The sequence below is a fragment of the Nicoliella sp. ESL1149 genome, assembly GCF_058107265.1.
Window position 1 is genome coordinate 778127 of record NZ_JBYLUE010000002.1, and the last position, 14033, is coordinate 792159.

Genomic DNA, 14033 nt, shown 5'->3' on the forward strand with positions numbered 1-14033 from the left:
AAAGTTCCGAACTTTATGTTCGGAACTTTTTTATTACATAAAATCAGCTGGAAGTGGAGCAGTTATGACTAAGTGGTCATAACTGAATGGTCGAATTAACCTAATTTGCCAAGAATGCAATTGTAAGCGATGTTTGGAAGGCATATGGTTATATAATGGGTCACCAATAATTGGATGGCTGATTGCTGCAAAATGGACTCGAATTTGGTGGGTCCTTCCAGTTTCTAATTGAACTTTAACTAATGTCTTTTGAGGTTCACTTTTGATGACTTGATAATGCGTGACCGCATTAAGAGCGTTCTTACCATTTACAATGCGTTTTCTTTTGTCAGTTTCATCACGACCAATTGGTAAATTAATTGTTCCTTTATTATTAGGTAACTTCCCACTTACCCAAGCAAGATAGGTTCTTTGAATTCGTTTTGTTTTGATCAATTCCGTTAATGGAGGAACAACAGCTGGATTCTTAGCGAATAATAATAAACCAGATGTTAACATATCAAGGCGATTAATGATATATACATCTTCATTTTTAGGCTTTAAATAGCCAGCAACAACGTTTAACATGCTTTCTACTTCATCAGGTTGATTTGGATGTGTTTTTAGTCTAGCGGGCTTATTTACTATGATTAGGTCATCGGTCTGGTATATGATTTCAATTGAATGATGATAATTAGGTAAAACGTGAGGAAACGGATTTTTAAAATCACTAGGTAAAAATTTTAAACTAATTTGTTCGTTCTGATGAATTTGAAAATTCATTGGTCGATATTCATTATTAACGGTTACGCGTTGATTTTTACGTAAGTTATAAATAAGATGTTTCGGAAGTAATAATTCTTGATGTAAAAAGTCACGTAACGTAAAATCATGATTAGCAATGATTTGATAGGTCCATTCCATAATTTACCTCCTAAAATTTATGATTAACTATTGAGAGATTTAAAAAAGTATGTCATTCTAATATTGAATATTGATTTTAATAGAACGGAAGACAGACATGAAAAACAAATTAAACAAGCTTGATTACGGTGCATTTTTATCTTTAGCGATGTTTATTATCTTAAATTTATTAATGTGGAGTAACGCTGATCAAGAAACAGTAAATAGTATATTTAGATCAAGTATTATTGCGATTGCACTATATGTAGTCCCAATTATTTTAGCACATTGGGGTGTTAAAATTGCCTATCATTTTTTAGGGTGCATCATGGCAGTATATACTTTAAGCTTTATTTTAACGATGTTCGTTACTGTTAACCATAATCTGCCAATTATTTTAAGAATTTTAATTGGGATAGTTGCTTTAATGGGAATCGGGATTGATATTGTTTGGTATCGTTGGTTATTCAAGCACTTAAAAGCCCAAATGAAACGACATTATACTCAAAATAAGTAAGGATGAAATTATAATGGATATTAATTCAAGTACTTTTTTAGAACAAATCGCTGAAGAAAAGGTTATTTCTAAAACTACCACTACGACAATGACGACTTTAACTAAAGATGCCAGTAAAGTAGCACAAGAATTATTAGAAATGACTGCAGAAGAAATCAATACTGGTCATTTAGTGCAGGCTCAATTAACTTTAAAACAAAGCGATGTAGTGATTAATGTTGAAACGAGTATTATTAATTTACCACTTCGTTATGCTAAAACAATTCAAAAGATAGTTAATGATGAACAGGATTATCCAATCAACGTCTATATGATCATTGAAGGACCTGATGTTAATCGCTCGAAATTAAGAATTGATGAATTAGCTAGTGCTGATGATATTGCTGCTAATTCTGATAAATACGTTCAAACGTTTGCTGATTGGATTACTGAACATTTAGCTGAAATGAGGGAAAATAAAGCTAATGCTGAAAAAGCAGCCAAGGAAGCAGCTAAAGAGGCTAAGAAAAAGCCAGTCAAGAAGACGACAAAAAAACGGACTACTAAAAAGTCCGCATCTAAGAAAAAATAAAGCTATTTAACCAAATATAAATGATCATGAATTAAATCGAATGGTTGATGATGCCGATTTAATCTTTTTGTTGTTTCATTTTCAATTAATTTGGCATTTTGCCAGAATTCTTTGGAATCGGTTGCCCCATCTTTTTCACCAATGACGATAAAATCAACATCGTGATGAGAAGCTCGAATGGCTTGTAATAATTGCCAGTCGATATCGATACCATCAGGAGACCAGCACATAATTACAACATCGACATCGTTTTCATACTTGTGAAAAGCATCGATTGCATCCAGTGGTTCGACCTTAGTTACAAGATGTTTACCAGTTTCATTACCATTTTCTTTTGTCCAAGCAAGGCTATCAGTGGCAATGACATCAACATTGTTTTCTCGAAGACCTTTGGAAATGTATCCATTACCGCACATTACTTCAAGTGTTTTGCGATTTCCAATAAAATCAGCAATGTCTTTGGTAAATGGAGCTGAAATATAAGCCCACATTCCATATTCCTTTTCTATAAAATCACGAAAAGAACGTAATCTCTCATCTAATTTAGGAAGTTCATCGCATAATTGATTCCAAATTTGATCACCTTTAGGATTTCCTTGGGGATATTCTTGATTGATCTTGTTAAAAATTTGATTTTGAATATCATCTGGTAATATTAGTTGTGGTAAATCTTGGGGTAACTGGCCTCTTTCTAAGAGGCGATTGCTTTCAATTACGTTATTGATTAAAATTCGAATATTAGGAAAGCCCTTAAAAAGATCGTAGTCTTTTTTTAGAGCCTCGATATAACTAAGCTTTTTTGTTACATGATGATGTTTTTTAAATTTTTTTAGTAATTTATTTTTATTTACCATCGATACCACCATCATCAAGGAGATCGAATTGTTCAATTTTTGATTGTTGTTGTTCCTTATCTTTTTCGCTTAATTTTTTAGCATGGACGTAACCGCTGATTAATTGATAAATTTCATTTCGATCATTAGGAGATAGTTCTTGACCATTGAAAAAAAGTCGTTTATTACCAACGAATGATTCACCAATGTCTTCATCGTTGTAATCATTACGACCAACTAAATAATCAATGCTAACGTCAAAGTATTTCGCTAATTTGATTAATTCTGGGTAGGCAGGCGAGCGATTCCCACGTTCCCAGCGGCCAATTTGAGCTTCAGTATTCGGTTTGGTATCAGTGTCGTTTTCTTTATTTAACGCTTGGGCAAGTTGATTTAATGTTAAATTACGACCAATACGTAATGTTTTTAAGCGTTGAGCTAAAGTAGATATCATAAAAATCACTCCTTAACTACATATTATAGCGCAAAATTAAAATTGAATGGTTGGAATCGACCTTTTTGAAAAATTTCGTTATAATAATATTGTATGACTAAAATTAAATAATAAATATTAATAAAATTAAAGAAAGGAGGAATAAAATGACTGGGATTTTAATCGTAATTGTTGCCCTGATCATTAGTATGGCTGGTGGAATTGTATTAAATCATAATCAAGTGAAGATGAAACTAGCTGATTCAAAACAACAAGCTGCTGAATATTTAGCAAATGCAAAATCTAAAATTAAAAAAGATGAAGAAGCTGTTATGCGTCAACATCGACTTGATGCGGATGACTATCAAAAAACAACTAATGAAGAATTGGATACTCAAGTTTTGGAGCATCGTACTAGAACTGAGCGATTAGACCAAAGAAATGAATATTTAAATCAATTTGCTGAACGCATTCGAATGGACGAACAACGCGTTAATGAACTTGAAGAAACGGTTAAAGCCAATCGTTTAGAATTAGGCCAAAAACATAATCAATGTTATGAATACGTCCAACAAAGACATGAAATCCTTTTGAACAGTAGTAACCTAGATGATGATACAGTTCAACGAATTGTTTTAGACGAAACTCGTGATGAGTTGAAGTGGGAACGAGAAGTTGAATTAAAGTATCAAGATGGGGTTGACCAATTAAATGCGAGTCGTGATGCAATGAATGTAATCATTAATGGTCTGCAACGAGGACCAGATGATGTCCCAAGGTTACATATTGAACGTAACATTACAGTTCCAGATTTTGAATTAAGAAATTGGATTAATGGTCATGATGAAAATCATTTACGTTTAATTGAGACTTTGAGCGGGACTGATTTAATATTTGATCAAAATAACCCATTATTACTTCATATTGTTACGCATGATCCAATTCGCAGGGAAGTTGTTAGAAGAGCGTTGAATAATCTAATTGTTTCTAGACAATTAACGTCTGAGAATATTGAAGAACAAATTCAGAATGCTCAAATTGAAGTCAATCGTGAACTTTATGAAACTGGTGAGTGGGTCGTAAAACTACTTCATTTAAAACCAATGGACCCAGATTTAATGAGAATCATTGGAAAATTGAAATTTAGAACTAGTTATGGCCAAAATGTTCTTTATCACTCGATTGAAGTTGCTCAATTGACAGGAGCAATGGCTGCTGAGTTAGATATTGATTCTCAATTGGCTAGACGAGCAGGGATGCTACATGATATTGGAAAAGCCATTGACCATGAAGTAGAGGGAACCCACGTAGAATTAGGGGTTAAACTTACTAAAGCCTTTAAAGAGGATCCAATTGTTATTAATGCGATTGCTGCTCATCACGGGGATGTAGAGAAAGAAAGTTTAATTGCTGTTTTGGTTGCCGCTTCTGATGGTCTTTCTGGAGCTCGTCCAGGAGCTAGAAGTGAATCAGTTGAAGAATACGTTAATCGTTTGAAATCATTAGAAAAAATCGCAAATGAACAACCAGGAGTTAAAGAAAGCTATGCTATTCAAGCTGGGCGCGAAATTCGAATCATTGTTAATCCTAAAGCGGTCGATGATGAACAAATTAATAAACTCGCTACAAAGGTTCGAAATGAAATTGAAGATCAATTATCTTATCCTGGAAAAATTAAGGTTACTTTGATTAGAAAATTAAGTGCAATTCAATACGTTGGCTATAATCCTCATCATAAAAAGAGATTACGAGCTGGTTAAAATAAAATCCCAAGTTAATTCAATTAACTTGGGATTTTTTTATAAGATTACTTTGAAATTATGATTATTTTTAGCATCAATGACAGGATGTTTTTTTAGGTAGTTTGCAATTAATTCACTCATTGTGATTGAGTTCTTCGCAATCGTTTTAGAGGCATCATACATTGGAAAGTGACCACCACCAACGGCTCGATATTGATTCAACACAATTTTTAATTTTTGATCTGGTTGAACTGGTTTACCATGATATTCTAACTTAATGATACGTTGACCAACTGGATTACTGACCTTAATAACGTAATCAACGCCTTCGTACATATCGTAATTGTACTGACGGGGTTTAGGATAAACATAAGCATGATTAACGACGATTTTACCATCTTTAACATCGAAATAATTAGCACTAATTTCCATAGCTGCTTTTAAATCGGCACCAGTGATTTCTAAAACTGCTAGTTTATTAGGATAAACATAATTAGTCATGATGTTTCGCATCGTAATTGGATTTCCAAAACCATGAGCCTCGTTATTGAACAAAGCTGTTGCTGAAATATCAACCCCCATGGTTTCCATTTGAACCTTTTGAATGAACTCAATAAAAGCCGTTTTATTCATTCTTGCATCAAAAACGTCATCAAATGATAATGAACCATTAATTTTAGCAAGTGGTTTATTGAGCCATTTGTCTACTTCATTAGCTAATGGAGTGATTCGTTCAGTGATTTTAGCATCTGGCTGATAATCAGCGGTTTTAATAAGTTCAGATTGACTATCAACTACAGTCCATTTACCATTTTGTTGTTCAACATTTAAGTCGATCTTACCAACGAATGCTCCTCGATGCCCGGGTTGAGTAATTGGAACGCCAAATAGTTTTTCCGCAATCTTACGGTGTTGATGGCCAGTAACTAAAGCATCAATGCCCTTAACCTCTTTTAATAATTGATAACTTTCGTTCTCACTACCATGTTTGCCGATGATTTCTTCAGTAGGTTCACCCTTACTGTTTCTCTCAAAGCCACCATGATAAGCAATGACAACAACATCAGCTTTTTGGCGAACCTCTGGGACGATTTTTTTAGCAGCTTCTACCACGGACATGAACTTTAGACCGCTAATGTTGGCAGAATGTTCCCACTTTGTTGCACCTTGAGTTGTCATGCCAATCACGCCCACTTTAACACCATTAATTTCTCTGATTTGATATGGCTTACCAAGTGGGTAATTGCCGTCTTGGTCAACAATATTAGCACAAAGAATTTGCCGGTTAACCTCTTTAATTGAGTTTTTTAGGTAATGCATTCCATAATTAAACTCATGGTTACCTAGTACCCCAAAATCATAATTGATGAGGTTAAAACAATCATCAATTTGACTAGGACTGGGTTGATCTTTTACCTTAGCAATATAATATGCTAATGGAGATCCTTCTAAATAGTCACCATCATCGATCGTAATTTGATTGGGATTAGCAGCTTGTTGCTGACGCAAACAGGTTGCGGCCCTAACCAAGCCGAATGGCATGTTTTCGTTATCACTAACATAATTAGTGGGTGTAATGAATCCATGAATGTCACTTGTCGACAAAATGGTAATTTTCATAAAGGACCCTGCTTTCTTTTATAATTGTACACAAATTATAAGCTTATTTTAAGAAATTGTAAATCCGACGTATACAAAATTCAATTCAAAATCAAATGATTTGACTTGTTTATTAATTATTGGTTAAGGTAGGTCAAATTTTACTCCAAAGGGTGTTGACTATTCATTTTTCTATGATAATATGAGAAATGATTACGAGAGGATTGGTTCATGCTGATTCGTCGTGATTATAATACACGATAAGGAGTGGATGAATATGTTAAATCTATATGTTGCTCCAAGTAGCGCATCAAGTCGTAAGGCTAGAGCTTGGTTAAAAGAACATAATATTGCTTTTAAAGAAAGAAATATTAATTCTAACCCACTTAATGCTGATGAAGTTAAGCAAATTCTTCGTTTAACTGAAAACGGTAGTGAAGACATTATCTCTACTAGATCTAATATCTTCAAAAAGTTGAACTTGAACCTTGATGATTTGTCTATTTCACAACTAATTAAGTTAGTTGTAAAATACCCAGATTTGATTCGCCGCCCAATCATCTTCGACGACAAACGTCTAGAAGTCGGATATAATGAAGAAGAAATCAGAAGATTCCTTCCTCGTTCTGTTCGTGAAGCTGAACTACGTAAGCTAGAAGCTCAATTAGAAGCTTAGACTCACGTAATACATTGTAATATGGGAAAGATACTATTTATTAGTATCTTTTCTTTTCTTAATTAAATCTATGTAGTAAAAGCCGTTAATTCTTAATAAGGATTAACGGCTTTTTTAGTTAAATTAATTTTGTTTGAATAGATTAGTTAGGTATTCCATGAATACGGTTAAGAAACGTTTTTCATCAACGTTGATCGATGCTTCCGCAGAGGGATGTTTATCATCTAATTTGTTAGAATCACCAATCGTTCGGCCATAGAATTCTTTGCTGCAATCAACGTTCATGTCAATTGGCAACGTGGTTACTAGTGAAGGATCATTAGCGACTCCAACAGCAAGAGGATCATGAAGTGAACAACCACCTAAATCGGGGTAAAGTTCAGCGTAGATTTTAATATAATAATCGACAATATCAGCGAACTTAGTTCCAGCTTCAGTTCCTAAGTCACGCCATTGTTGCGTTTCTTTCTTCGTTAACAATGTTCTTAAGGTTACATCCAAACCTACCATTGTATCATGAAGTTTATTATTGAAAACTTCATTAGCGGCTTCTGGATCTTGAAGGATGTTTGCTTCAGCAACTGGCGTTACATTTCCAGGAACTGTTAAAGCACCACCCATTAGAGTAACGTTTCCAATTAAATCCGCAATTTCTGGATCCTTTTTTAAAGCAGCAGCTAAGTTAGTTAACGGACCGGTTGGAACGATCGTTAACTGGTCTTTGTATTTATGAGCAGTTTCAATAAAGAAATCGACACCAGACATTTCTTCGGGTTGTCGTTTAGGATCAGGTAGTTTAACTTCCCCAATTCCATTATCACCATGAATATGGGCACTGACTGCTAACCGATCAAAGTGGTCAGTAGTAGATGAGTGACTTTCTCCAATGTAAACTGGAATATCAGTATGACCTAATAATTCCAAAATTTTAAGAGAGTTTTGAGCAGCATCTTTAACGTAGATATTACCATATGAACTAACGATTCCAATTAAATCCACATTTGGGGCAGCTAGGGCATAGGCAATCGCCATTGCATCATCGATTCCAGTATCTAAATCCAAAATTAACTTTTTGTTCGCCATCGAAAGGTTCCTCCAATTAAATTAAAATTCTTAAATTATGTTTATTTTAAATTAAATAGGGTTTAATATCAATTTTTAATCTTTAATCACGAACAATTTATAGTTATTTTAACTTATAATTCATGTAAATAAATTGTTTTCAATTTGTAAGACAAACTAAATAAGGTAAATAGATAACCATGCTATAATTGACCTATTGATAATGTTATGTTTTTTACCATATGGATGGGGGAATGCCAATGGAACAAGAAGCCCGCGATGCATTGTATACTGCCAAGAGTTATATGGAAAAGGATTATCCATCTAAACGCAGTCTATATACGCATTTGGAGTATGATTGTTTTTCAAATGACGCAATTGAGTATGCAATTAATTTTTTCGATGAGAAGATGTGGTTGGCCAATGTCATGAAGATTGCATTGGAGTATCACAATGGTTTAAGAATATCGGGGACGATGTTATTTAATCAATTGATAGGTGAGGGTTTCACTGAAGCCGAGGTTTCCTATGCAGTTGAAAAATTTTAAAAATAGTATTTCATTTTTTATAATCTGTACATAATTTTATAACACAATAGGGTACGCTTTATAAAATGATTGCTACGAAAAAAGCAAACTAGTAAATTTACTAGTTTGCTTTTCGTTTATAGTCCGTTCGTATTAGTTTCGTTGAATAGGAACCGGCCAATGTAACGATCTAGGTCTGGATTTTGATGTAACATGGAATGTTCAGCATTTAGTGGATTACCACTATAAATCATGAAGTGGTAACTCTTTACGTGGCCCTTAACTAATTTATCCATTGGTTTAACGATAGCAATTGGAACTTCTCCATCACTGTTAAGTTTCCAAGGACCAAGAGTCATTCGACCAGCAATGTTTAGGATATATAGCTGTTTTGGTAGGTTTTTAACTAGCTTATCATGATGAGGATAGTTAGCCCCAATCGTTACCATTTTATGAACACTAGGGACGCCCTTAAGATGGGGATGTTTAACCATGTATTCATAGGCAATGTTTCCACCAGATGAATGACCTAGCATATTAACACGGTTGATGTGATATTTGGATTTTAAGTATTTCATCACGTTGACCATTTGATGGCTTTCTTTTTCAGGATGGGTATTGTCCTTGAACACTAATTGAACCAAAGGGTTATTATTAGCAACCGGCTTATATTGTCTTAAGGTTTTAACCTTTCCTTTTCTAGAAATTTCAATTTTTAAAGTTCTTGTTGCTAATTTATGTTGACTAAATTGGGTAATAAAGTCATCAGTTGAAACTGCATTTCCACCAAATCCAGGAATGAAAATAGTTGCAGTTCTAGTTTTTTGAACGTGGATTTGATTAAGTGAATTACCACGAAATTGCCATTGAATCATCATTACTAAGGCAAAAATTTCGACTAAAATGACAATGATGGCACCAAAATGTTTCTTTGCTTTGGGTGTTTTAGGGGACTTCTTCATAAGGAAACTTCCTTTGCTTACATTTGTTGGATTGCATATAATGAACTTACATATACAAAATGATATTATAAATTAATCTAAAAGAAAAGTGGTATTTTAAAATGAAAGATAATCTTTACGATATTACAATTATTGGTGGTGGTCCAGTAGGGATGTTTGCAACATTTTATGCTGGATTGCGCAAAGCTAAAGTTAAGTTGATCGATAGTTTAGCTGAAGTTGGTGGTCAAATTAATGCTATTTATCCGGAAAAAACGATTTTAGATGTTGCTGGATATCCTAATATCAAAGGGACTGATTTAGTTACGGCGTTAAAATCGCAAATGAAGACAATGGATTATGATGTTCAATTAGGAACCCCAGTTACAGATATAGTTCGCGAAGACGATCATTATCTAGTTAAAACTGGTGAAACAGCAACGAAAACGAAAACAGTAATTTTAGCAACAGGAGCGGGGGCATTCGAACCGCGTCGGTTAATGATTCCAGACGTTAGTGATTTTGAAGCAAAACAAGAAGTTGTTTATAACGTTCAAAGTCTTGCTGATTTTAAGGGTAAAACGGTGATGATAGCAGGTGGTGGTAATTCGGCAATAGATAATGCTCTATTGTTAGAGAACGTTGCTAAGCGGGTTATTTTAGTTCATCGCCGAAATGCTTTTCGCGGCTTAGAAAAAATGGTTGAAAGATTAAATCAATCAACCGTTGATATGAGAACCCCGCATTTAATTAAGTCTCTTGAACATGATGGTGCTCAATTGGTTGCAAATGTTAAGAATACTGACGATGAATCAATTGAAAAGATTCCAGTTGATAAGGTTTTAGTTAATTTCGGATTTAAATCCAATAATCGGGCGATGAAAAAGTGGACACCTGATTTTGTTGAAGACCATCGAATGCTTCAAGTAAACCGGATGATGGAGACCAACGTCCAAGGTATTTACGCTGTTGGGGATGTAGCGACCTATGAAGGTAAAGATACGTTGATTGCTACTGGTTTTGGTGAAGTTCCATTAGCAATTAATCATATTATTAAAACGTTATATCCAGATAGAAAAGGGGAAGCTGTTCATAGCACTTCCCTTAATAAATAATTATTTTTTGGCGCGCTTCTTTTTAGGAGAACGCTTTTTTTGGTTGTTCATAGTGGTTCGTAAACTACGGACCTCTCTCGTTAACATTTCAACATCTTTGGTCAATTGATCAATTTTATCATCTTTATCAGCAGCATTGCTTTTGGTAAAGAAATCCGTGATGGTTGAAGTTAATAAACCAATAAAACCAATTCCACCGACCATTAGGACAGCAGCGTCGATCCGTCCGCCAGTAGTCTGAGGAGCAAAATCACCATATCCAACAGTTGTGGCAGTTGTAATCGCCCACCATAATGATACTTTTAAAGAATGATGTTCGAAGTAGCCGAATAACAGAGCGGCCGTTATTAGAATCAAAATACTAATTGAAAATAGATAAATGAATCCAGTATCGTAAACGAATTGATGAAGCTTTTTTGTCCATTTACCATCCCAACCCAAATGCCAAAAGAGATGGTAATATCGAATAATTATAATTACACGCATGATTCGAAAGAAAATGAAGATGGGATGGCCTGGAACTAATGAAATAAGGTCTAAAACACTATTTAAAGCATATTGTTTTTTGTTCTTAGCAACAAAGAAGCCCGCAATGCAGTTAGCAGCATAGATAACTGTAATAATTTGAAAAAAGATATAAATACCACCCTGATATAAGAAAATGACGTGAAAAGCATCTAAAGCCACTAAAAGCATGGTAATAATTGCAATTCCAGCAATCATGATGTTATATCCGAGTTCTATTATTGGGTTTTTAAACTGCACTGTTTTCACCTGATTTATAATTGATACCAAAATTATAACGGTTATCTCGTTAAAAGCAAGTTTCCCAATTAAAAGGATAGGTGTTAGAACCAATAATGATGTTTAAATTGATGATATCAACGTAAATAAAAAGCGGTGCCATAATTGGCATCGCTATTATTTTTTACCTTCTTCTTGGTTGTTGATCGTAAGTCGATTAGTGTTTGTAGAATGATGAGAAACTTCAGGCGCATTTGTTTTATAGAGCGTCGTGGATGTTTTACCATTACGTTTGCTTAATAAACTAGTTGAAGCGTTTTTAAGCCGTTTTTCAATGTCTTGTTCTTTGATCAAACCATCAGAATAGTTAAAGTTATTTGGATTAATGTCTTTGAAACCCTTTGGATGGTAGAAACGAAGTAAGTTTTGTTCGTTCAAGGTATCAGAGAATGATAGTTCTTGATTAACGAACTGTTGCATCTTCCCAACTTTACGTTGTTGATTTAAGTTCAGTTTAGCTGGTTTACCAGTCTTGTTACTATAAATCTTACCGCTGATCGAGGTATAACTAGGACTGACCCAGTCCCGATCACGAAAGGCAACGACTTGATTATGTTCTGGTGAAAATAAATCGGTTCCAAATTGGATATATGGTTTAGAGTTGATTCCTAATAAATGCATGATCGTAGGTAAAACATCAACTTCACCACCATATTCCTTACTAATATGACCGTGTTTTTCCCCAGGAATATTGATCATTAATGGCACCCGTTGTAATTGGGCATTATCAAAGTCATTCCAGCTACTAGAACTCTTTCCGAGTAATGGTGCTAAATTAGGATTCTCAGAATTAGCAATTCCGTAATGATCACCATATAACACGATCATGGAATGTTTTAGTAATCCTGATTTTTTAAGGTAACGGAAGAATTCATGAACGGATTGATCTAAATAGTTGGCGGTTTTAAAGTAATTATTAACGTTTTGATCATCTGTGTTCGGCGTCTTGAATTTTGAATCCTCAGCATCCAATAAATAAGGTAGATGATTCGTTACCGTAATATATTTAGCATAGAATGGTTGTTGAAGATTTTGAAGGTACTTGATGGAATCATTGAAGAGTAATTTGTCCTTCAAACCGTACTCAGTTGACTTGTCACCAGAAACATCATAGTAACTAGCGTCAAAGAAATATTGATATCCCATGTTCTTATAGGTATTATTTCTGTTCCAAAAACCAGCAACGTTTCCATGAAAGACTGCTGTGGTATAATGTTGCTTTTGTTCTAAAATAGCAGGAGCAGCTTGGAAGGTGTTATCACTCCCTAATTGCGAGAACAATGACCCTTGTGGTAATCCAAAGGTGCTAGTTTCCAATAGATTTTCGGCATCAGAAGTTTTTCCTTGCCCAACTTGATGAAAGAAGTTCTTAAAAGCAAACGTTGATTTACTGTGGTACAAATGGTTCAAGAAAGGAGTGACAACTTGACCATCAATTTTTTTATCCAAGAGGAATTGTTGAAAACTTTCCAAATGGATGATGATGACATTCCGATGTTTTGCAATCCCATACATTTTACGATTAGGAGCCGCATAATGAGAACGAGTGAAATGGAGAACATTTTTCAATTCTGATTTAGTAGCCATTGCCCGGAGATCACTCGTGTGCTGAGATTGTAATGCATCATAAACAGTGAAAGCATCAATTCCAAGATATTTAACGATGTATGTGCGATCAAAAGTCCGTGTAATTAATTGTGGCCGGTCCATTTCACCTAAAGATAGGTTCAACGTAAAGATAAAGACACTTAATGAAGAAATCATGGCACTAAATTTCTTTTTAATTGGATGTTTATCGATTTTGATCACTCGACACAACATTAATCCCAATACGACTAAAATATCTAACCAGTAAATAACATCGTGAGGATTAGTTAATGCCAGTGAGCTACCACTTAATCCTTGATTGACCTTTGAATAACCAGTAATCGTGCTGATAGTCATGAAGTCAGTAAATTCTCGGAAATAAATGACGTTTAAATAAAGTAAAACGGTATTTAATACATCTAAAATTAATATTAATGGATAGAAGAACCGAGCTTTTTTAACATATAAGGCAAGCCCAAAAATAAACATTGTTGTTGCGATTGGACTAATAAATGCAATTATGTATTCAAAAATACTGCTAATACCTAATTGAAAGTCGATAAAATACGCCGCAATCGTTTTGGCACAGAATAATACCACCAATAACCAGTAAAAACCAATTCTAGTACTGATTGTTTGGCGGAGTTGTTTAATAAATTTCACAACCAAGAACTCCTTTAAAATAAAAACACTTATTGTAATAATACCAAAGATAAGCCGCTGAGTGAAAATTTCGGTTGAAAT

General features: G+C 34.3%; 14 protein-coding genes. 6 read left to right on the top strand and 8 right to left on the bottom strand.

From position 1 onward, the window contains the following. Window positions 1-33 precede the first annotated feature (33 nt). Window positions 34-903, bottom strand: a complete 870-nt coding sequence (locus AC3B6G_RS03765; RefSeq protein ID WP_489849084.1) for an RluA family pseudouridine synthase — start codon at window positions 901-903, stop codon at window positions 34-36. A 97-nt stretch (window positions 904-1000) separates the two neighbouring features. Between AC3B6G_RS03765 and AC3B6G_RS03770 the strand changes: the two genes are divergently transcribed. Then, window positions 1001-1399, top strand: a complete 399-nt coding sequence (locus tag AC3B6G_RS03770) for a hypothetical protein (protein ID WP_489849085.1) — start codon at window positions 1001-1003, stop codon at window positions 1397-1399. Window positions 1400-1412: 13 nt separating this feature from the next. Next, window positions 1413-1970, top strand: coding sequence for a hypothetical protein (locus tag AC3B6G_RS03775; RefSeq protein ID WP_489849086.1), 558 nt, complete (start codon window positions 1413-1415; stop codon window positions 1968-1970). 2 nt (window positions 1971-1972) lie between these two features. Here the strand turns inward: AC3B6G_RS03775 and AC3B6G_RS03780 are convergent, their stop codons facing one another. Together AC3B6G_RS03780 and AC3B6G_RS03785 are read right to left on the bottom strand one after the other, a co-directional pair. Continuing rightward, window positions 1973-2824: a class I SAM-dependent methyltransferase gene (locus AC3B6G_RS03780; protein WP_489849087.1), complete on the bottom strand. Its 852-nt coding sequence runs from the start codon at window positions 2822-2824 to the stop codon at window positions 1973-1975. Beyond that, entirely contained in the window at window positions 2814-3257 is a 444-nt protein-coding gene (locus tag AC3B6G_RS03785; protein ID WP_489849088.1) for a helix-turn-helix domain-containing protein, read from the bottom strand. Before AC3B6G_RS03785 ends, AC3B6G_RS03780 begins: the two co-directional genes overlap by 11 nt. A gap of 146 nt (window positions 3258-3403) precedes the next feature. Here AC3B6G_RS03785 and rny point away from each other — a divergent pair, with 146 nt between their 5' ends. Next, entirely contained in the window at window positions 3404-4996 is a 1593-nt protein-coding gene (gene rny / locus AC3B6G_RS03790; protein ID WP_489849089.1) for a ribonuclease Y, read from the top strand. A 39-nt stretch (window positions 4997-5035) separates the two neighbouring features. On the opposite strand, the gene AC3B6G_RS03795 is transcribed toward rny, so the two are convergent. Continuing rightward, the gene (locus AC3B6G_RS03795; RefSeq protein ID WP_489849090.1) at window positions 5036-6598 is read right to left on the bottom strand and encodes a bifunctional metallophosphatase/5'-nucleotidase; all 1563 of its coding nucleotides are present in this window, start codon (window positions 6596-6598) and stop codon (window positions 5036-5038) included. A 256-nt stretch (window positions 6599-6854) separates the two neighbouring features. On the opposite strand from AC3B6G_RS03795, the gene spx reads away from it, so the two are divergent. Beyond that, window positions 6855-7253 carry a transcriptional regulator Spx gene (gene spx / locus AC3B6G_RS03800; protein WP_489849091.1) on the top strand — a complete coding sequence of 133 codons (399 nt, stop codon included), beginning with the start codon at window positions 6855-6857 and terminating at the stop codon, window positions 7251-7253. Between the two features lie 123 nt (window positions 7254-7376). On the opposite strand, the gene AC3B6G_RS03805 is transcribed toward spx, so the two are convergent. Next, window positions 7377-8336 (bottom strand): nucleoside hydrolase, encoded by a 960-nt coding sequence (locus AC3B6G_RS03805; RefSeq protein WP_489849092.1) that lies wholly within the window; start codon window positions 8334-8336, stop codon window positions 7377-7379. A 239-nt stretch (window positions 8337-8575) separates the two neighbouring features. Between AC3B6G_RS03805 and AC3B6G_RS03810 the strand changes: the two genes are divergently transcribed. After that, window positions 8576-8863 carry an Ltp family lipoprotein gene (locus AC3B6G_RS03810; protein ID WP_489849093.1) on the top strand — a complete coding sequence of 96 codons (288 nt, stop codon included), beginning with the start codon at window positions 8576-8578 and terminating at the stop codon, window positions 8861-8863. A 116-nt stretch (window positions 8864-8979) separates the two neighbouring features. Here AC3B6G_RS03810 and AC3B6G_RS03815 read toward each other — a convergent pair whose 3' ends face one another. Beyond that, on the bottom strand, window positions 8980-9804 hold the full coding sequence (locus tag AC3B6G_RS03815) for an alpha/beta hydrolase (RefSeq protein ID WP_489849094.1): 825 nt from the start codon (window positions 9802-9804) through the stop codon (window positions 8980-8982). A gap of 101 nt (window positions 9805-9905) precedes the next feature. On the opposite strand from AC3B6G_RS03815, the gene AC3B6G_RS03820 reads away from it, so the two are divergent. Continuing rightward, the gene (locus tag AC3B6G_RS03820; protein WP_489849095.1) at window positions 9906-10898 is read left to right on the top strand and encodes an NAD(P)/FAD-dependent oxidoreductase; all 993 of its coding nucleotides are present in this window, start codon (window positions 9906-9908) and stop codon (window positions 10896-10898) included. On the opposite strand, the gene AC3B6G_RS03825 is transcribed toward AC3B6G_RS03820, so the two are convergent. Both AC3B6G_RS03825 and AC3B6G_RS03830 read right to left on the bottom strand, forming a co-directional pair. Next, window positions 10899-11621, bottom strand: a complete 723-nt coding sequence (locus tag AC3B6G_RS03825; RefSeq protein ID WP_489849096.1) for a potassium channel family protein — start codon at window positions 11619-11621, stop codon at window positions 10899-10901. It abuts the gene before it with no gap. A gap of 198 nt (window positions 11622-11819) precedes the next feature. After that, window positions 11820-13943 carry an LTA synthase family protein gene (locus AC3B6G_RS03830; RefSeq protein WP_489849566.1) on the bottom strand — a complete coding sequence of 708 codons (2124 nt, stop codon included), beginning with the start codon at window positions 13941-13943 and terminating at the stop codon, window positions 11820-11822. Window positions 13944-14033 lie beyond the last annotated feature (90 nt).

What these genes read in the sequence shown, in the direction of transcription:
- AC3B6G_RS03780 (WP_489849087.1), bottom strand. Translation starts at nt 2,824, where the DNA reads ATGGTAAATAAAAATAAATTACTAAAAAAATTTAAAAAACATCATCAT.
- AC3B6G_RS03815 (WP_489849094.1), bottom strand. Translation starts at nt 9,804, where the DNA reads ATGAAGAAGTCCCCTAAAACACCCAAAGCAAAGAAACATTTTGGTGCC.
- AC3B6G_RS03765 (WP_489849084.1), bottom strand. Translation starts at nt 903, where the DNA reads ATGGAATGGACCTATCAAATCATTGCTAATCATGATTTTACGTTACGT.
- AC3B6G_RS03825 (WP_489849096.1), bottom strand. Translation starts at nt 11,621, where the DNA reads ATGATTGCTGGAATTGCAATTATTACCATGCTTTTAGTGGCTTTAGAT.
- rny (WP_489849089.1), top strand. Translation starts at nt 3,404, where the DNA reads ATGACTGGGATTTTAATCGTAATTGTTGCCCTGATCATTAGTATGGCT.
- AC3B6G_RS03805 (WP_489849092.1), bottom strand. Translation starts at nt 8,336, where the DNA reads ATGGCGAACAAAAAGTTAATTTTGGATTTAGATACTGGAATCGATGAT.
- AC3B6G_RS03820 (WP_489849095.1), top strand. Translation starts at nt 9,906, where the DNA reads ATGAAAGATAATCTTTACGATATTACAATTATTGGTGGTGGTCCAGTA.
- AC3B6G_RS03775 (WP_489849086.1), top strand. Translation starts at nt 1,413, where the DNA reads ATGGATATTAATTCAAGTACTTTTTTAGAACAAATCGCTGAAGAAAAG.
- AC3B6G_RS03795 (WP_489849090.1), bottom strand. Translation starts at nt 6,598, where the DNA reads ATGAAAATTACCATTTTGTCGACAAGTGACATTCATGGATTCATTACA.
- spx (WP_489849091.1), top strand. Translation starts at nt 6,855, where the DNA reads ATGTTAAATCTATATGTTGCTCCAAGTAGCGCATCAAGTCGTAAGGCT.
- AC3B6G_RS03785 (WP_489849088.1), bottom strand. Translation starts at nt 3,257, where the DNA reads ATGATATCTACTTTAGCTCAACGCTTAAAAACATTACGTATTGGTCGT.
- AC3B6G_RS03770 (WP_489849085.1), top strand. Translation starts at nt 1,001, where the DNA reads ATGAAAAACAAATTAAACAAGCTTGATTACGGTGCATTTTTATCTTTA.
- AC3B6G_RS03810 (WP_489849093.1), top strand. Translation starts at nt 8,576, where the DNA reads ATGGAACAAGAAGCCCGCGATGCATTGTATACTGCCAAGAGTTATATG.